Origin of the sequence: Nocardia cerradoensis NBRC 101014 (assembly GCF_000308535.1) — a bacterium.
Taxonomy (GTDB): domain Bacteria; phylum Actinomycetota; class Actinomycetes; order Mycobacteriales; family Mycobacteriaceae; genus Nocardia; species Nocardia cerradoensis.
Map to the genome: position 1 here is coordinate 88,643 of NZ_BAFW01000388.1, position 17,321 is coordinate 105,963.

General features: G+C 67.8%; 17 protein-coding genes. 9 read left to right on the forward strand and 8 right to left on the reverse strand.

The features are described 5' to 3' along the window. Positions 1-183: 183 nt before the first annotated feature. From ON23_RS35425 to ON23_RS35445, 5 genes are all read right to left on the reverse strand, one after another. A complete protein-coding gene (locus ON23_RS35425; protein WP_039784247.1) occupies positions 184-1,263 on the reverse strand; it encodes an NAD(P)H-dependent amine dehydrogenase family protein in 1,080 nt (359 codons plus the stop codon). 31 nt (positions 1,264-1,294) lie between these two features. Continuing rightward, positions 1,295-1,492: a ferredoxin gene (locus ON23_RS35430; RefSeq protein WP_039784250.1), complete on the reverse strand. Its 198-nt coding sequence runs from the start codon at positions 1,490-1,492 to the stop codon at positions 1,295-1,297. Beyond that, the gene (locus ON23_RS35435; RefSeq protein ID WP_039784252.1) at positions 1,492-2,295 is read right to left on the reverse strand and encodes an SDR family oxidoreductase; all 804 of its coding nucleotides are present in this window, start codon (positions 2,293-2,295) and stop codon (positions 1,492-1,494) included. The genes ON23_RS35430 and ON23_RS35435 overlap by 1 nt, the downstream gene beginning before the upstream one ends. Position 2,296: 1 nt before the next feature. Next, the gene (locus ON23_RS35440) at positions 2,297-3,502 is read right to left on the reverse strand and encodes a cytochrome P450 (RefSeq protein ID WP_039784337.1); all 1,206 of its coding nucleotides are present in this window, start codon (positions 3,500-3,502) and stop codon (positions 2,297-2,299) included. Between the two features lie 177 nt (positions 3,503-3,679). Beyond that, on the reverse strand, positions 3,680-4,558 hold the full coding sequence (locus ON23_RS35445; RefSeq protein WP_051043802.1) for an SDR family NAD(P)-dependent oxidoreductase: 879 nt from the start codon (positions 4,556-4,558) through the stop codon (positions 3,680-3,682). A gap of 112 nt (positions 4,559-4,670) precedes the next feature. Here ON23_RS35445 and ON23_RS35450 point away from each other — a divergent pair, with 112 nt between their 5' ends. Both ON23_RS35450 and ON23_RS35455 read left to right on the forward strand, forming a co-directional pair. Next, entirely contained in the window at positions 4,671-6,143 is a 1,473-nt protein-coding gene (locus ON23_RS35450) for an aldehyde dehydrogenase (protein WP_039784254.1), read from the forward strand. A 45-nt stretch (positions 6,144-6,188) separates the two neighbouring features. Next, the gene (locus ON23_RS35455) at positions 6,189-6,938 is read left to right on the forward strand and encodes an SDR family oxidoreductase (RefSeq protein WP_039784257.1); all 750 of its coding nucleotides are present in this window, start codon (positions 6,189-6,191) and stop codon (positions 6,936-6,938) included. An 86-nt stretch (positions 6,939-7,024) separates the two neighbouring features. Here ON23_RS35455 and ON23_RS35460 read toward each other — a convergent pair whose 3' ends face one another. Further along, positions 7,025-8,377, reverse strand: coding sequence for a cytochrome P450 (locus ON23_RS35460; protein ID WP_051043828.1), 1,353 nt, complete (start codon positions 8,375-8,377; stop codon positions 7,025-7,027). A gap of 222 nt (positions 8,378-8,599) precedes the next feature. Between ON23_RS35460 and ON23_RS37635 the strand changes: the two genes are divergently transcribed. The 6 genes from ON23_RS37635 to ON23_RS37640 all read left to right on the forward strand — a co-directional run bounded on the left by ON23_RS37635 (position 8,600) and on the right by ON23_RS37640 (position 14,538). Continuing rightward, the gene (locus ON23_RS37635) at positions 8,600-9,604 is read left to right on the forward strand and encodes a DUF4189 domain-containing protein (protein WP_039784260.1); all 1,005 of its coding nucleotides are present in this window, start codon (positions 8,600-8,602) and stop codon (positions 9,602-9,604) included. A 244-nt stretch (positions 9,605-9,848) separates the two neighbouring features. After that, entirely contained in the window at positions 9,849-10,325 is a 477-nt protein-coding gene (locus tag ON23_RS35470; protein ID WP_051043806.1) for a helix-turn-helix domain-containing protein, read from the forward strand. 2 nt (positions 10,326-10,327) lie between these two features. Then, positions 10,328-10,813 (forward strand): hypothetical protein, encoded by a 486-nt coding sequence (locus tag ON23_RS35475; protein WP_039784262.1) that lies wholly within the window; start codon positions 10,328-10,330, stop codon positions 10,811-10,813. Further along, the gene (locus tag ON23_RS35480) at positions 10,810-12,015 is read left to right on the forward strand and encodes an MAB_1171c family putative transporter (protein WP_039784264.1); all 1,206 of its coding nucleotides are present in this window, start codon (positions 10,810-10,812) and stop codon (positions 12,013-12,015) included. Before ON23_RS35475 ends, ON23_RS35480 begins: the two co-directional genes overlap by 4 nt. Continuing rightward, positions 12,015-13,415: a cytochrome P450 gene (locus tag ON23_RS35485; RefSeq protein WP_083904442.1), complete on the forward strand. Its 1,401-nt coding sequence runs from the start codon at positions 12,015-12,017 to the stop codon at positions 13,413-13,415. The genes ON23_RS35480 and ON23_RS35485 overlap by 1 nt, the downstream gene beginning before the upstream one ends. 124 nt (positions 13,416-13,539) lie before the next feature. Then, positions 13,540-14,538, forward strand: a complete 999-nt coding sequence (locus tag ON23_RS37640; RefSeq protein ID WP_244969793.1) for a transglycosylase SLT domain-containing protein — start codon at positions 13,540-13,542, stop codon at positions 14,536-14,538. Positions 14,539-14,553: 15 nt separating this feature from the next. Here the strand turns inward: ON23_RS37640 and ON23_RS35495 are convergent, their stop codons facing one another. Further along, positions 14,554-15,594, reverse strand: a complete 1,041-nt coding sequence (locus tag ON23_RS35495; RefSeq protein ID WP_039784265.1) for an NAD(P)-dependent alcohol dehydrogenase — start codon at positions 15,592-15,594, stop codon at positions 14,554-14,556. A gap of 101 nt (positions 15,595-15,695) precedes the next feature. Beyond that, positions 15,696-16,115, reverse strand: coding sequence for a pyridoxamine 5'-phosphate oxidase family protein (locus ON23_RS35500; RefSeq protein ID WP_174376545.1), 420 nt, complete (start codon positions 16,113-16,115; stop codon positions 15,696-15,698). Positions 16,116-16,411: 296 nt separating this feature from the next. Here ON23_RS35500 and ON23_RS35505 point away from each other — a divergent pair, with 296 nt between their 5' ends. Then, the gene (locus ON23_RS35505) at positions 16,412-17,278 is read left to right on the forward strand and encodes a PfkB family carbohydrate kinase (RefSeq protein WP_039784269.1); all 867 of its coding nucleotides are present in this window, start codon (positions 16,412-16,414) and stop codon (positions 17,276-17,278) included. Positions 17,279-17,321: the final 43 nt, after the last annotated feature.

Genomic DNA, 17,321 nt, shown 5'->3' on the forward strand with positions numbered 1-17,321 from the left:
CGGACGCGCGCATTCCGGAAAAACAGAAGTTATGACAAAGCTATTTCTGGCATGCAAAATACAGCCCGATCGACGGAATTTCCCGATCGTCCGGACGCGCTCGCCCACCACTATTCGTCTGTATCGCACCGTTCGGTCGATGAAAACCCGAGGGGCACCCGGGAATTCAACGGCGGGTTTCGTTCATCCGCTCACCTCGGTTCTCCGGTCGCGATGCAGATGCGGCGCGGCCCGTCCCGCCGGCAGCGGCAGATCGAGATAGGTCCGCACACCCGGTTCGGCCGCGACGACATCGGGGATCGCATTCACACAGTTCAGAGCCGTGGCGACGATCGAAGGATTGCGCCGGGCCCCCTCGGCCGGATCGTGGGCGTGCAGACCGGACAGGGTCAGGACACAGCCGGGATCGCCGCGCACCTCGACCTCGAACCGCTGCCCGTTCGGCCCGAAACTCCACGCCGGGTCGAAGTCGCGCTCACCCATGAACCAGTTGACCGCCGCCGTGATCACCGGTTCGCCGTCGACCGTGCCCTCCCACCGAAAGTGCTGGGCCGCAACCTGTCCCGGTTCGATGATGCCGATCGGCGAATCGATCGGCGCGGTGGCGACCGCGATGTCGTGGGTGGTGCGGATGTCGGGGTCCAGGTCGAAGCCCAGTTCGTCGGCCAGCATCCACACCGACTGGCTGTAGCCGCCGGCCAGCATCGCCGCAACGGTGCTTTGCGCGGCCTTGTCCGGATCGGCGCCGAACATCATCCAGTGCCGCACCACATCCGGGGCGCCGTAGGTGCGGATATCGGAAAACTCCTCGGCACGGATCCCGGTCACCGAACCCGACAGCGCCGAGACCACCAGCGGCAACCGTTCGGTGAGACCGCCGGGGTGAATTCCGGTGCCGTGCAACGTGACTCCACCCTCGGCACAGACCGCGTCGAACTTCTCGCGGTCGCGCTGCCGGGGATAGAACCAGCCCAGCGGGGTCACCACGTTCTTGCCCGAGCGCAGGATCGCGCGCAGGACCGCGGTGTCGGCGAAGACCGGGCTGTAGACCACGCAGTCGGCGTCGAGGGCGAGCAGGGCCTCGGCATCGGTGGTGGCCGTGACGCCCACGGGTTCGCGGCCGACAAGCACGCCGAGGTCCACGCCGTCCTTGTCCGGACTGTGCACCCAGGCGCCCACGAGTTCCAGCTCCGGATGGTCGAGGACGCCTTCGATCGCGGCGCGACCCACTCCGCCGGTCGCCCACTGGATCACCCGGATCACGAACGCTCCCCTTCCCGAACGGCCGCGCCCATCACTGGTCCCGCACGATCGAGAGTGCCTGGGTCGGGCAGTACCGCACCGCGTTCTCGACATCCGCGCGGTCGGCCTCGTCCACCTCGGGCCGCACGATGTCGACCTTGCCGTGTTTGGGCACGTCGAAGTAGTCCGGCGCCTCGGCCTGGCACATCGCGTGGCCCTGACACAGGTCCAGATCCACCTCGATACGCATCAGCCCTGCTCCTGTTTCGGTGAGTCCGGCTCGCGCAGCGGGGCTTCCGGCTGCACCTCGACCAGCACCAGATGCGCACCGCGCGGTGTGTTGACCACCGCGGCGATCGCGGCGGCGAGGTCGGAGGCCCGCAGGAAGAAGGGGTGGCGGGCGAACCCCCACTTCACCCAGTCGTCGAGCAGCGGGCCGACCTGCTCGGGTGCGGCGTTCATCCCCATGCCGGTCTGGGTCGCGCCCGGCCGGACGATCGAGGCGCGAACACCGGTGCCCTCCAACTCCATTCGCAGCTGCCGGGCCATCGCCTCGAGTCCGGTCTTGGCGGCGTTGTAGGCACCGTTGCGGGGGCGGACCTGGTCGGCGCAGTCGGAGCCGATGAAGACGAAATCGCCGCGGCGCCGGGAGATCATGCCGGGCAGGATGCGGTGGGCCAGCCGTTGCGCACCCACCAGATGAACGTCGACCTGTTTCAGGAAGGTCTGCGGGTCCATCTCGTAGGCCAGGCCGAATTCGATGTCTCCGGCACCGGATACGGCGACCTCGATGGGTCCGAGCGCCTCCTCGGCGGCGGTGACGAAGGCGTCGACCGACGCGTCGTCGGTGACATCGAGCGAGCCCGCGAAGGCCGTCCCGCCGTTGGCGGTGATCTTGTCGGCGAGCTCACGACACGTCTCCACCCGGCGCGCACCGAGCGCCACCGGGAATCCGGCCTCGGCCAGCATGATCGCGGTCGCGGCGCCGATTCCCGACGACGCCCCCGCGATCAGAACCGGTCGCACATCCGGATGCGGATCGAAACGCGGCATATTACGAAACCTCCACGGTGACAGGGAGTTTCGCGAACCCCCGGACATTTGTCGAATGCACCCGCTCCACGGCGGACTCGTCGACCGAGTACTCCCGGACACGGGAGGCGAACTCGCGCAACGCGACCACGGTCTCCAAGCGGGCCAGATGCGCACCCAGGCAGAAGTGCACGCCGCCGCCGAAACTGGCCAGCGCGCTCTTGTCGGTGCGTTCGATGTCGTAGCGATCCCCGTCGGTGAAGACCGCGTCGTCGCGATTGGCGGAGCCGATCAGCAACACCACCTTCGAACCGGCGGGGATCACGCCGTGTTCGAACGGCACGTCGACGACCGAGGAGCGCGCCACCATCTGGCTCGAATTGTCGTAGCGCAGAGTCTCTTCGACCCAGTCCGGCACCAGATCGCCGTCGGCGACCACCTTGGCGAACTGTTCGGGATTGCGGCCGGCCCAGTACAGGGCGTTGCCGAGCAGTTTGGTGGTGGTCTCGTTACCGGCCACGACCATCAGGAACATGAAGCCGATGATCTCGTCGTCGGTGAGTTTGTCGCCGTCGATCTCCGCGTCGAGCAGCGCCGAGGTGAGATCCTCGGTGCGGCTGCGGCGACGCTGGGCGACCATGTCGGAGTAGTAGACGACCAGATTCAGCGAGGCCTCGATGGCCGCCTCCGGAACGTCGAGTACGCCCTCCTCGCGATGCACCACCAGATCCGCCATCCGGCGGATCTCGGCGCGATCGGGTTCCGGCACGCCCATCATGTCGGAGATGACGTCCATGGGCAGTTTGCCCGCGAAGTCCTCGATCCAGTCGAAGCTGCCGCGCTCGAGCGCCGGTTCGAGATGTTGCAGCGTCAGTTCCCGGATCCGGTCGCCCATACCGGCGATCCGGCGCGGGGTGAAGCCCTTGTTGACCAGCTGGCGCATGCGCAGGTGACGCGGATCGTCCATGGCGAGGAACGACATGGTCTTGTGCGCGTGCGGGCCCCACGCGGCCGGATCCAGGGAGACGCCGTTGGCGCTGGACAGGCGGGCGGCGTCGCGGAACGCGGCGGCCACGTCGGCGTGGCGCGAGAGCGCCCAGAAGTCCAGGTCCGGGTTGTAGTACAGCGGCGCCTCCGTGCGCAGCCGCCGATAGACCGGATACGGATCCTCGTGGAACCGGTAGTCGTAGGGATCGAATACGACCGGTTGCGCAGATGCCACAGTCATCACACCCACCTCTCGAAATATAACGCGTTCACATCGAGCCTCATCCGCACACCGCCAACCGAGACACAGGACTGGACATGTGTCTGGACGCTACCACCGGACCGGAATCCGGACAATGGGCGAGCATCCTCGGCAGCATGGGCGCACCACCAGGGCAGGCGAGCGTTCCCATCCTCCTCACGCCCCGTCGCCGAGGAGGGGGTGCAGTTCGGCCACCGACCACGGCGGAGCATCGGCATGGTCGCGATAGCCGATCGACTCGAGCTTCGGCCGCGCGAAGCGACCGACGAATCCGCCTGCGGCAATGAGGATCTGCCCGGTCACGGTCGCGAGGTCGGAGGCGAGATAGACATACAACGACGCGGCGTACTCCGGCGGCGGCGCGTCCAGTGACGACTGCGCGGTGAACTCGTCGAGCAGGCCGCGCTCGCGCAACTCCGCGATCTTCTCCTCGTATTCCGCGCCGGTGGACAGGCGCGTCCTGGCCCCGGGGCAGATCGCGTTCACCCGGATGCCGTGCTCTTTCAATTCCGCGGCCATGGCCAGCGTCAGGCTCGCGACCGCGCCTTTTCCAGCCGGATAGCCGGTGCCGCCGTAGTCACCCAGGTAGGCGAACGAGCCGGTGTTGACGATCGAACCCGCGCCGCGGGCCACCATCAGCGGCGCCACCGCGCGACAGGTGTTGAACACCGTGGTGAGGTGCGAATCGAGTTGGGCACGCCAGTCCGCGGTCGAGATATCGAGAATCGAGGAGTGCGCGGGTTCGGCGATCCCGGCACAGTTGACGAGAACGTCTACGGCACCGAAACTGTCGACGCACCGGCGCACCAGCGCGTCCGCGATCGTTTCGTCCGCGGCCGAACCCGCGACCGCGAGGGCGCGACCGCCCGCCGCGCGAATCTCGTCCACCACCGCGTCCACCGCCGCCTCGGACCGGGAATTGACCACCACACCCGCGCCCTGGCGTGCCAGTTCGCCGGCGACGGCCCGGCCGATGCCGCTGCCGCCGCCCACCACGATCGCCGCCTTGCCGGCCACCGCCGCATCTCCGGTCATCGCCGGTACCCGCCTCTCACAATTCGATCACTCTGCAACACGTTCTTGTATTCACAGCTCCGTCCAAACTATATTCCGTACAGGTGTCCAGACAGCCCTATCGGAGAGGCGAATGACGAAACTGCTCCCCCCTGGCGAGGGATCCCGGCTTCTGATCGACGGCAAACTGGTCGCCGGCGGCGCGGGGGTATTCGCGACGGTCAATCCGGCGACCGAGGAGGTTCTCGGCCAGGCCGCCAACGCCGACGCCGCCGATATGGACGCGGCCATCGCCGCCGCCCGCGCGGCGTTCGACAACACCGAATGGTCGCGCGATCACGCGTTCCGGGCCCGCTGCGTGCGGCAACTGCGCGACGCGCTGCGCGACAACATCGAGGAACTGCGCGAGATCACCATCGCTGAGGTGGGCGCCCCGCGCATGCTGACCAGCGGCCCGCAGCTGGAGGGCCCGATCGGTGATCTGGGCTATTTCGCCGATCTGGCCGAAAGTTACGAGTGGGTCAGCGATCTCGGCGTCGCGAAGCCGATGGGAATTCCCACGGCGCGCACGCTGCGCCGGGAGGCGATCGGCGTGGTCGGCGCCATCACGCCGTGGAACTTCCCGCATCAGATCAACTTCGCCAAACTCGGTCCCGCCCTGGCGGCCGGGTGCACGGTGGTACTCAAACCGGCTCCCGATACCCCATGGGTCGCCGCACTGGTCGGCACGGTGATCGCCGAACAGACCGACATTCCGGCCGGCGTGATCAATATCGTCACCTCCGACGACCACCAGCTGGGCGCCCAGCTGGTCACCGATCCGCGGGTCGACATGATCTCGTTCACCGGCTCGACGCAGACCGGTCGGACCATCATGGCCGGTGCGGCGCAGAGCCTGAAGAAGGTCTTTCTCGAACTCGGCGGCAAGTCGGCCTTCATCGTCCTGGACGACACCGATGTGGCCGCCGCGGCGAGCTACGCGGGCTTCACGGTCTGCGTCCACGCCGGCCAGGGCTGCGCGCTGACCACCCGCCTGCTCGTCCCGCGCGAGCAATACGACACCGCGGTCGCGGCGGCGGCGAAGTCCATGGGCGGCATCGTGCCGGGTGATCCCAACGAACCGGGCACCGTCTGCGGGCCGGTCATCTCGGCGCGCCAGCGGGAACGCGTGCAGCGCTACATCGATATCGCACGCGCCGAGGGCGGCACCATCGTCACCGGCGGCGGCAGTCCCGATCGCGAACGCGGGTACTTCATCGAACCCACCCTGATCAGCGGACTGTCCAACACCTCGACCGTGGCCCAGGAGGAGATCTTCGGCCCCGTGCTGGTGGTGATCCCGCACGACGGCGACGACGACGCCATCCGGCTGGCCAACGAATCGCCCTACGGGCTCTCGGGCGAGGTGTGGGGCACCGACCAGGCGCGAATCGACCACGTGGTCAACGGTGTTCGGACCGGAACCCTCGGCGTCAACGGCGGCATCTGGTACAGCGCCGACGCCCCGTTCGGCGGCTACAAGCAGTCCGGCATCGGCCGCGAACTCGGTGTGGCCGGATTCGAGGAATACCTCGAAACCAAGCTGATCGCCACCGCGCAGAAATAGACAGCACGCGACCTCGTCGCGACATACCGGAGGAGAACACAACTCATGGCTCGTTTCACCGATCGCGTCGCGATCGTCACCGGCGCGGCGCAGGGCATCGGCGCCGAATACGCGAAGGCACTGGCCGGCGAGGGCGCCACCGTCGTCGTCGCGGATCTCAACGCGGACAAGGGAAAACAGGTCGCCGAGGAGATCAGCAGCGGTGGCGGCACCGCGGTCTTCCATCCCGTCGACGTCTCCGATCCGGAATCGGTCACCACGCTGGCCGACTACACGCAGAACGAATTCGGCGCGATCAACCATCTGGTCAACAACGCCGCCATCTACGGCGGGATGAAGCTGGACCTGCTGCTGACCGTGCCGTGGGACTACTACAAGAAGTTCATGAGCGTGAATCTCGACGGCGCGCTGAACATGACCCGCGCGGTGTGGCAGCACATGTCGAAGGGCGGCGGCGGGTCCATCGTGAACCAGTCCTCCACGGCCGCATGGGTGTATTCGAACTTCTACGGCCTCGCCAAGGCCGGGGTCAACAGCCTCACCCAGCAGCTGGCGGTCGAACTCGGCGGATCCAACATCCGGATCAACGCCATCGCGCCGGGGCCGATCAACACCGAGGCGACGCAGACCGTCACCCCCGGCTCGATCGTGAACGACATGGTGAACCGCCTGCCGCTCAAGCGGATCGGCACCCCGCAGGATCTGGTGGGCGCGTGCCTGTATCTGCTGTCCGACGACGCGGCGTGGGTCACCGGGCACATCCTCAACGTCGACGGTGGGCAGATCATCCGGTAACGAGCGCGCGCGACGCCCGTCCCGTCACGGGGCGGGCGGCTGGGCAAGATCGTGTGAATCGAGCTCGGCCGCAGCGCCTTCCGCGCTCAGCGGCCCGCGCCGTCGCGGCGGACGGTGACCGGTTCGGCCAAGCGATTCTCATCGCAGTCCCGTTGCAAGGTTTCCAGGGTTTCGTCCAGCCCCGGTCCCAGCCGACGGCCGGGTGTGAACGTGGCCGGTAGGTGGCGCATGCCCTGGATCACGCCGATCGTGTCGTAATGCACCGCGCCGCCGGGATCGCATCGGAAATCCGGCAGCCGATCGAGCACCGCGACCAGCATGCGTTTGAATACCGTGCGCGCCACATTGGATCCGATGCAGCGGTGCACCCCCAGGCCGAAGCTGAAGTGCCGGTTGCCTTTCCGGTCCAGATCGAGAGTGTTGGGATCCGGGAACAATTCCGGATCGCGATTGGCCATCGCCCACGACAGCCACAGCCGCTCCCCCTCCTCGAGCCGGATGCCCGCGTATTCGCAGTCCGCGGCGATGGTGCGGCCGTCGCCGGGCGCGGGAGTGAAGTAGCGCAGGAATTCCTCGGTCGCCGAGTTCAACAGCAACTCGCGTTCCGCGCTCAGGATCGCTCGCTGATCCGGATGATCGGAGAGCCATTCCAGCGCATGGGCGGTCAGTGCGGTGGTGGTGTCGAAGCCGCCGCCGATGAGCAGGCCCAGCATGCCCAGCAGTTCGATATCCGGCGGCGCGGTCCCATCGATCTCGAGCCGGGTCAGCGCCTCGATGATTCCCGGGCGCGGATTCTCCCGCACTTCCGTGAGGTTGATCAGCAGATCCAGTCCCATCGCCTCGTGCTGACGCCGAACCCGTTCGATATCGGGGGAATTGGGCGGGGTGTAGACCGAGGCGTGCGCGGGTTCGCAGTACAGCTGCCATTTGCACAGCGGTATGCCCAGCATCGCCAGGGTGAGGACGGCGGGCACGATATTGGCCAGATCGTCGACGAAATCGATGCGCCCGCTCTCGATCCGATCGTCGAGGCTCGCCCGGACCACCTCGTCGACGAACGGGACCCAGCGCTGCACCGCGGCGGGCGACAGATACGGATTGAGCGCCTGGCGCCACAGCCGCTGTTCGGGCGGATCCATTTCGAGGATGCCGTTGCGGATGGCGTTCCCGGTCTCGGGAAACGGAATGGTGATGCCGCGATAGCCGCGGCGCTCCCCGTTCGGATCGTGGTCGCTCGACACGTTTTCCGACCGCGCGAGGCTGAACACCTCCCGGCTGCCGGCCGCCACCCAGTGGCCGCCGTAGGTCGGCGACCAGGCCAGCGGGCACTGCCGGTGCATATCGGTGGTGATCGCGTCGAAGTTGTCGCGGTACTGCGGCGCATGGCGATCGAAGTCGTAGCGCGGCTGTCTGTGGTCGTCGGCGTGCACGGTCACGATGCTGTCCTCTCGGGCGTCCCCGGTCTCAGGCTCCGACTTATCAGAATAGTGGGGACGGCAATATTGCTCTCCAAATTTGAGAATGATATTTCGGGCAAACTCGACGTCATGGGTATGCGCTACAGTGGCTCGCCGATACGATTCACAGCAGGGACGGGGGCACGGTCGATGTCGATACCGACCACGACACAGCGCATTTCGACGAGCCGGGTGCGGTAGGCGATGGCCAGCGACGATCGCCCGGATTCCCCGCAGCAGCCGCCGTCCGGTGAGCCGGGCCCACCCCCGGCGCCGCCGACCCGGGCCTACCCCGGTGGCGTGCCGGATTCCAGCGCGCAGCCCGGCGGCCCCGTGCCACAGCAACCGGCTCCGCCCACCCAGGCCTATCCGGGACAGCCCGCCCCGCCGACCCAGGCCTACCCCGGGCAACAGGCGCCGCCGACCCAGGCCTACCCCGGCGGGCAACCGGGCCCGCCGCCCGGGTCCGAGGATCCCACCGTGCATGCGGGGCAGGGATATCCCGCCGGAGTGCCGTATCCGGGCGATCCGAATCAGCCCCCGATGTACGGGCAGGCATATCCGCCGGGCGGCTATCCGGAAGGCGGCTATCCGGGCGGGCAATCGTATGCGCAGCCGTATCCCGATCCTCAATACGGTGGGCAACCCTACCCGTATCCTGGTGCGCCGCAGCAGAATTCGGGTGGCGGCAAGGTGCTGGCGATCGTCGCGGCAGTGGTCGCGGCGGTCCTCGTGCTGGGCGCGGTCGTCGCGGTGATCGTGGTACACAACCACAACAAGAACAGCGATACCGATGCGGCCGCCCAGCAGTCGACGACCACCCGCCCCTCGCCGACGTATTCGACCTCGACCGCACCCACGACCCGCGAGACCACCCGCTACGCTCCCCCGCCACCTCCGGCCACACCGGCCGACGTCTGGATCGCCGCGGGCTACGACGCCGACACCGGCAAGGTGACCTGGGCGCGCAGCACGGTCAGCTCCGACGACGCCACCAACCAGGTCCAAACCCGTTGCCCCGGTTGCGCGCAGCCGGCGGCGTGGGCGCGCAACGCCTGCGTCGCGGTGGTCGTCGGCCAGAACAACGGCTGGGCCTCCACCTGGGGCACCACGGCGGAAGAGGCCGAATCCAAGGCCGTCACCAGCGCACAGGACAACTACGGGGTTACGGGGCCGTTCAACAAATGGTCCAAATGCGCGACGGAGTAGAACACCGCGGCGAAGAACTCCGGAGCGCTCCGGGCATCGTCGACCGGAGCGCCGCGACCGGCCCGCCGCGCGCAGCGGCGCCGGCCCGTCGGCGTGTGCACTGACTCCCCCTCCTCGCCAGTGAACACGTTGTGTCCCAACGTGTACTCACGTAGACGTCCATGACGGTGTCATGAACGCTGGTATATGTCAATCGTCGGCTCATGTACTGTTGTCGAATCCGCCTCTACTCGGAGGGAGGGCCTTGAACGAGGACCCGACCACTACGCCGCGCGCCGACGGTGAGCCGACCGAGCTGGCGGCCAAGATCAATCGCCTGCTCGCGGTGATGCACCCACCGTCCGAGCCGCCGTTGTCGAATGTTGCTGCCGCCGAGGCGATTACGAAGGCGACCGGCACCTCGATCAGCGCGGCCTATCTGTGGCAGTTGCGGTCGGGGGTGAAGTCGAATCCGACGGTCGCCCACCTCCGGGCGATCGCCAAGTTCTTCGGAGTGCCCGCGTCGTATCTGCTCGACAACGGCACCGATGCGGCGCTCGACTCGCAGCTGAGCCTGTTACAGGCTATGAAGGATGCGGGCGTGCGGAATCTGGCATTGCGAGCGTCGGGGCTGACACCGCGAACTCTGTCCAGTATCGCGTCGATCGTGGACCGCGCGCGGGAGTTGGAGAATCTGCCCCCGGTCGACGGGGACGAACGGGAAGACCAGGACGGACCGTAACCATGGGGGCATCGGCCAGGCGGATCAAGAAGGTGCTCGACCGATTGCCGGTGCCGGAACCCTGGGATCGCACTCGCTTCGTGGCCGCGGTGGCCGCCGCCCGCGGGCGCCCGATCACCCTGATTCCGATGGCCATGCACGACGTGATCGACACCCCGTGCGGGCTGTGGCTGGTCCGCGAGGACGACGACGTGATCATCCACGAGGACGCCACCTCGGAGTACCACATCGACCAGATCGTCTGCCACGAGATCGGGCATATGGTGCTCGGCCACGACCGCGGAACATCCGGCGGCGGATGCGATTCCACCCTGGGCGCGATGCTGCCCGATATCGACCCGGCCACCGTGCGCGCGGTCCTGGGCCGGTCCGGATACGGCAGCGGACCCGAACGGGAGGCCGAACTGTTCGCCAGCCTGGTGATGGTCTCGGCGACCGCCGGTCGCCGCGGGCAGAGCCTGCGCAACGTGCTGTTCGAGGGGCGATGACCTCGTCGGTGCCGGTGGTGATCGCCTGGCCGGTCATCGTCGCGACTGTACTGGTGGTGGCGGCGCGGTGGGGGTGGTTCGACGACACCGCGGCCGAACGGTATCTCAACGCGACGCTGACGATCATCGCGGCGACCCAGGTGCTGCGCGAGGACGTGGCACAGCGTGCGATCGTCGCCGTCCTGCCCACGACCGTGACCACGGTGCAACAGATTTCGTTGTGCACCATCGTCGTCTCGATCGCACCGTTCCTGTGCGTCATCGATCTGCTGTCCGGTCGCGCCGCCGGGGACGTGCGCAGCCGGCCATGGCGGTATCACCTGATCGCGGCGGCGCTGTCGATCGCGATCCTGGCCGCCGGAACCCGCGCCCGCCACGAGCAGCGCCCGGTCGAGGTGTCGGGCGGCTGGGCCGAAGTGCTGGTCTGGCTGGCCTTCTCGATTCTGCCGCTGTTTCTCGCGGTCCGGATGATCGCTCGCTGCTGGTCGGAATATCGCCAGCACGGCGTCACCCGCGGTGAGAAGGTGGTCCTCGCGGGAATAGCGCTGGCCGGGGCGGCGATCGGAGTGACCACGGCGATCGCGACCGGGCTGGCGCTGGTGCAGCAGATCGGCGTGCTGGATTCGGTGGATTACCGCCTGCGCACCAACTCCCGCAATTTCTTCTGGATCGCGACGGTGATCGCGATCGTCTCCTCGGCACCGGTCGTCGAAGCCCTGCTCGGGGTGGCGGGTTTCGACGCCACCGGCCGGCGGTGGCGGCGGCTGCGACCGCTGTGGGAGTCGATGACGACGATGTTCCCCGACAGCCGGCTGCCGATGGACCCGGGTTCGCGCCGGATAACCCGGCTGCGCCTGCACCGCACCACGGTCGAGATCCGCGACGCGATCCTCGAACTGCGTCCCTACTGTGCCGATGTGGACCCGGCGGAGTTCGCGAATTTCGCCGCGGCCGAACGTATTCCGCCGCGCGATGCCGAACCGGCCGGGTATGCCCTGCAGTTGGCGCTCGCCGCCCGCGAACGCTCCCGCACCGGTGATCCGCCCGGCGGTGCCGCGGCGACGCCGGTCTCGGATTCGGCCACCCTGGACGACGAGGTGGACGAACTGCTCCGCGTCGCCCGGTGGTGGCCCGCCGCCACCCGCTTCGCCGACCGCCCCCGCCCCCTCCCCCGCGCCGCGCAGGAAGCAGAGAACGCCTGATGACCGTCCGCACCGACACCACGTCCACCCACACGCTGCCACATCCGCCGTGGCGACTGCCGCTGCTCGGCGACGTGCTGACCACCGATTTCGCGAAACCGTGCCAACGGCTGGCGGAACAGGGCCGCGAGCTCGGCCCGGTCTTCGAGCAGAAGTTGTTCGGCTATCCGGCGATCATCGTCACCGGCGCCGAGGCCATCGACGAAGTCAACGACGAGCGGGTGTGGGAGAAACACATCGGCCATTCGCTGATGAAATTGCGTCCCCTGGCCGGTGACGGACTGTTCACCGCATTCAACCGGGAACCCAATTGGTCCAAGGCGCACAACATTCTGCTGCCGGCGTTCACCAAGACGGCGATGGCGAACTACCACACCACGATCGTCGCCGTGGTGGACGAATTGGTCGCCGGGTGGGCCACGGAATCGTCCTGGATCGACATTCCCGCCGCGACGAATACGCTGACCTTCGAAATCATCTCGCGCGCCGGGTTCTCGCATTCGTTCGGCACCCTGACCGATTCCGCGGCCGACCCGTTCGTCGCGGCGATGGTCCGCGAGCTGACCTACGCCAATCGCCGCACCGACGTCATGCCGTGGTTCGAGCGCCTGTTCCGCCGCGCGGAATACCGCCGCCACCGCGCGGATCTGGCACATGCGCACGGCGTGGTCGACGCGATCATCGAGGCGCGGCGAGCACAGCCGCACGACGTGTCCGAGGACATTCTGGATCTGCTCATCGACGGCGTGGATCCCGATACCGGAGAGCGGCTGGACGCCACCAACATCCGCAATCAGATCCTCACCTTCCTCATCGCCGGTAGCGAAACGTCCGCCAACACCATCGCTTTCGCGCTGCACTATCTGGCCACCCACCCGGACGTGGCACAGAAGGTGCGAGCCGAGATCGACGAGCGATGGCCCGCGCCGGACGCGCCCGCCATCGGCTTCGAGGAGGTGGCGAAGTTGCGCGGTCTGCGCCGGGTGGTCGACGAGACACTGCGGCTCTGGCCGACCGCGCCCGGCTACTTCCGCCGCGCCAAACAGGACACCACCCTGTGCTCCGGTCGCTATCGGATCGCGGCCAAGGACTGGGTCCTGGTGTTGCTGCAGGCCGCGCACCGCGATCCGGCGTGGGGGCCCGACGCCGAGGAATTCGATCCGGACCGCTTCCTGCCGGACAACATCCGCGGTGCGGGACCGCGCGTGTACAAACCGTTCGGCACCGGTCCCCGCGCCTGCATCGGCCGGCAGTTCGCGCTGCACGAAACGATGGTCGCCCTGGCCGCGATCCTGCACCGCTTCGAACTGGAACCCGAACCCGGCTACCGGCTGGACGTGCGCGAAACGCTGACCCTCAAACCCGCCGGGCTGCGCCTGCGCCCGCACCCGCGCCGGTAGGCGCGCCCTCCCAGCGACGGGAATAGCTGGACTCGGTCACGAACCTATGCTTCCGGCGAACGCCTGTCGCAGCGCGAACTCGGCGGCGACGCGGGGCCAGGCAGGCTGTGGCGGAAGGTGGGTCATGACCGAGTCGGTGAGTTTGCCCCGGGTGACCGACGCACCGCTGTTGAACGCGGCCGTCAGCCGCCTGGAGAAGGTGCTGGAGGCGCTGCTCAACGGCCTCGGCGACGGCAACGCCAAGAAGGTCGTGATGGCCAGTCTCGCCGCGACGGACAAACCGACCGCGACGATCACCGGCGAGATGGTCGCCGATTACGGCGATCGGCAGAAGAAGATCCGGAAATACAACGAGGAGTGGAACTCGCTGGACACCATGATGTCCGATATCGCCGAGAATTCGGCCGGCATCGCCAACGAGACCCGCGCCGCGGTCAAACAACTCGAAACCGATATCACCGGAATTCTGAACGGTGTCGCCCCGCATCCCAGTGTGGCCCTGCAATTGTCCTTGATCGACAAGATCGACAAGGCGGTCGAACACGCCGATCTCGTCGTCTCCCAGGCGCACAAACTCCACGACGAGAACTCCACGCGAATTCCCACCCAGCCCCAGGGCAGCGGCGGTGGCGGCGACTACGGCCCCGTGCCGAGCACCTATGTGCCGCCGAACAGCAGTGGCAGCTACGACCGCCAATACACCCAGCCGGTGAGCTCGAGCGGCGGCGGGCCCGGCCGTCATCTCGACGATCAGGAACTCGCGTACTACATCGGAAAGGCGCTGGACCGCCTCGGAATCACCGATCCCGCTGCCCGCGCGCGGTGGACCGAGGGTTATCTGACGCTGATCAAGCGGGAATCGAGCGGCAACACCGGCTCCATCAACACGACGGACTCCAACGCCGCCGCCGGCCATCCGTCACAGGGCCTCACCCAGACCATTCCGAGCACCTTCGAGGCGTATCACGTCGCCGGAACCTCCTCCGACATCACCGATCCGGAGGCGAATATCGCGGCGAGCATGAACTACGTGATGGACCGCTATCACGTCTCACGGGACGGCTCGAATCTGACGTCGAACGTGCAGCAGGCCGACGCCGGTCGTCCCGCCAAGGGGTACTGACGAGAAACCGCGGCCTCAGGGCACGATGACGGCACGCCCGCGCAATGTCCCGGCCGCGAGTCGCCGATATGCCTCGGGCGCGTCGTCGAGTGCGAACCGTTCGACGGCGATGTCGAGGACGCCCTCGTGCGCCAGGTCGATCAGTTCGATCAGCTCGCTGCGCGCACCCCAATACGGGGCGGTCGCCGTCGCCTCGTACGGGCTGACGCCGAAACCGATGCGCGCCGCGGACTTTCCGTCACCGATACCGACGATGGTCACATCGGAATCCACGCCGGCGACGGCCATCGCGATATCGATGGTCGGCTGATATCCGACGAAATCGAGCACCAGGCTCGCACCCGCCGCGCCGGTGATCTTGCGGACGTTGTCGGCGGCCTGGGAATTCGACAGCACCGCCTCGTGGGCGCCGACCGATTTCGCGAATTCGAGTTTGTCGTCGCTGACGTCCAGCGCGACGACGCGTGCCGGGGACAGGTGACGCAACAATTGGATCGCCACATGGCCCAGTCCGCCACTGCCGATGACGACGGCCCAGGACCCGGGGCGCAGCTTCGACAGCGACCGTTTGATCGCGTGATACGGGGTGAGACCGGCGTCGGTCAGCGGAACGGTCGCCACCGGATCCAGATCCCCGATCGGCACGAGATGGCGGGAGGAATCGACGATCAGGTATTCGGCGATGGCTCCCGGCGCCCCGAGGCCGGGCGGATAGATGCCCAGTTCGGCCGCGCGGGAACAGTAGTTCTCCAGACCCTGCGCGCAGAACCAGCAGGTACCGCAGCCCCACGGCCCGTACACCACCACGCTGGTGCCCAGATCCAGGCCGCGCACACCGTCGCCCAGCGCGGCGACCGTCCCGGCGCCCTCGTGTCCGAGGGTCAGCGGCAGTGGATAGGTGAACGCTTCCGCGGGCAGCGACATCACGAAATCGTCGGAATGGCAGACCCCGGCCGCGGTGACCTTCAGCAGCACCTCACCCGGCCCGGGCTCGGGAGTGGGAATCTCGCGGACTTCCGGTTCGGCACCGACGGTGACGTACTGCAGAGCCTTCATAGCGCTTTTCCTCTCGGTCGAGCAGCTGGGGTCGCGATCGTTCACACCGGCCTGGCAACCTCCAGGCTAATGTGCACCCGCCGCTCCGGACGTCCGGCGCGCTACTGCTTGGAGTAGTCGGTGCTCAACCACCGTTCGGGGCGCATGCGGATCACCACCGAATCCGGGCCGAGGTTCTGCTCGGCGAATTGCGCGCCTTCCTCCGGTCCCAGATAGCGCACCGCGATCGCGCGGGCGACCTCGGGCGACGCCGCGTCGATCGAGGTGACCGAGCCCTCCGCGGTGACGTACCGGTACGGCGGCTGTTCCACCTGCGCGGTGATCGAGAACCGCCCCGCCGCGCGGATGAGCCTCTCCTTCACCGTCCCGGCGTCGGTCCACACCACCACTTCACCGCCCGGCTCGTAGCCGTACCAGATCGGCACCGCCAGCGGCGCCCGGTCGGGGCGCTCCACGGCGATCACCCCCACGTGCAATTCGGCGAGGAACTTCTCCCGTTCGGTCCGCGTCATGGTCGGCATCGATGGTCCTTTCGCGAGTCGGGTCTCTGCTCGCGACAACCCGGGGTGACCGCGGTCCTATTCCGAACCCCGGATGCGCAACGGCGGGGCGGCGTGGCGGCGGAAGGGCGACTTCTCTGGCATATATGAGGCGGCATCGCTCGTGAGACACTCATGCTGACCTGTCTCGATCCGAGACAACGCGGACCGAAGGGATCCTGTCCGGCGATGCGAACCACCGACGTCGATCGGCTCGCGGGTGGGGTGCGACGCACCGTCGCCGTGGCCACGCCCGGACTGCGCGCGGAGGGGATGAGATGAGCGTCCCGCTGTTCGTCGGCCTCACCACCGTCGACCTCTCCTACGCCGTCGACGCCTATCCGGGCGAGGACACCAAAACCCGTGCGCGCGAGCAATTTCTGGGCGCCGGTGGACCGGCCGCCAATGCCGCGGTGGCCTGCGCGATCCTGACCGGCGGCGCCCGGCTGCTCACCGCCGTCGGGCAACATCCGCTCACCGCGCTGATCCGCGACGATCTGCGGTCCCACGGTGTCGAACTCGTCGACACGACACCGCGGCGTACCGACCCGCCGCCGATCTCCTCCATCGTCGTCGCGGCCGCTGCCGGGACGAGAACCGTTGTCTCGCTGGATGGTTCGGGCATCGCGGCGTCATTCGACGACGAATGCGCGGCCCTCGTCCAGGACGCCTCGGTGGTGCTCGTCGACGGGCATCACCTCGAACTGGCCCTCGGCATCGCGCGAGTGGCGCGTGATGCGGGAATTCCGGTGGTGCTCGACGGGGGGCGCTGGAAGCCGGAACACGCGGAGTTGCTGCCGCTGGTCGACATCGCCATCTGCTCGGCCTCGTTCGCGCCGCCGGGCGCCCAGGATGTGTTCGACCACCTGCACCGGATCGGGGTCCGCGCGGTCGCCGTCACGCGCGGGCAGCAACCGATCGTGTACTCCGCCAACGGTTTTCGCGGCGAGATCGCGGTGGGTGACGTGGACGGCGCGGATACGCTCGGCGCCGGGGACATCCTGCACGGCGCGTTCTGCGCGTACCACTCGCGCGGCCACGACTTCGTCGACGCGCTGACCCGCGCCGCCGCGGTCGCCACCCTGTCGTGCCGGTTCTTCGGCACTCGCGCGTGGGGAGACCGGCTCGATGAGTTGGCCGAATGAGGTGCCCGGGCCGCACTCGAGTCGCACGAACGAATCGGCCGGA

Bases quoted from the DNA above. Each gene is read 5' to 3' on its own strand.
- ON23_RS37640 (WP_244969793.1), top strand. From the start codon at position 13,540: ATGACCGAGTCGGTGAGTTTGCCCCGGGTGACCGACGCACCGCTGTTG.
- ON23_RS35485 (WP_083904442.1), top strand. From the start codon at position 12,015: ATGACCGTCCGCACCGACACCACGTCCACCCACACGCTGCCACATCCG.
- ON23_RS35475 (WP_039784262.1), top strand. From the start codon at position 10,328: ATGGGGGCATCGGCCAGGCGGATCAAGAAGGTGCTCGACCGATTGCCG.
- ON23_RS37635 (WP_039784260.1), top strand. From the start codon at position 8,600: ATGGCCAGCGACGATCGCCCGGATTCCCCGCAGCAGCCGCCGTCCGGT.
- ON23_RS35430 (WP_039784250.1), bottom strand. From the start codon at position 1,492: ATGCGTATCGAGGTGGATCTGGACCTGTGTCAGGGCCACGCGATGTGC.
- ON23_RS35445 (WP_051043802.1), bottom strand. From the start codon at position 4,558: ATGACCGGAGATGCGGCGGTGGCCGGCAAGGCGGCGATCGTGGTGGGC.
- ON23_RS35450 (WP_039784254.1), top strand. From the start codon at position 4,671: ATGACGAAACTGCTCCCCCCTGGCGAGGGATCCCGGCTTCTGATCGAC.
- ON23_RS35440 (WP_039784337.1), bottom strand. From the start codon at position 3,502: ATGACTGTGGCATCTGCGCAACCGGTCGTATTCGATCCCTACGACTAC.
- ON23_RS35435 (WP_039784252.1), bottom strand. From the start codon at position 2,295: ATGCCGCGTTTCGATCCGCATCCGGATGTGCGACCGGTTCTGATCGCG.
- ON23_RS35505 (WP_039784269.1), top strand. From the start codon at position 16,412: ATGAGCGTCCCGCTGTTCGTCGGCCTCACCACCGTCGACCTCTCCTAC.
- ON23_RS35500 (WP_174376545.1), bottom strand. From the start codon at position 16,115: ATGCCGACCATGACGCGGACCGAACGGGAGAAGTTCCTCGCCGAATTG.
- ON23_RS35480 (WP_039784264.1), top strand. From the start codon at position 10,810: ATGACCTCGTCGGTGCCGGTGGTGATCGCCTGGCCGGTCATCGTCGCG.
- ON23_RS35455 (WP_039784257.1), top strand. From the start codon at position 6,189: ATGGCTCGTTTCACCGATCGCGTCGCGATCGTCACCGGCGCGGCGCAG.
- ON23_RS35495 (WP_039784265.1), bottom strand. From the start codon at position 15,594: ATGAAGGCTCTGCAGTACGTCACCGTCGGTGCCGAACCGGAAGTCCGC.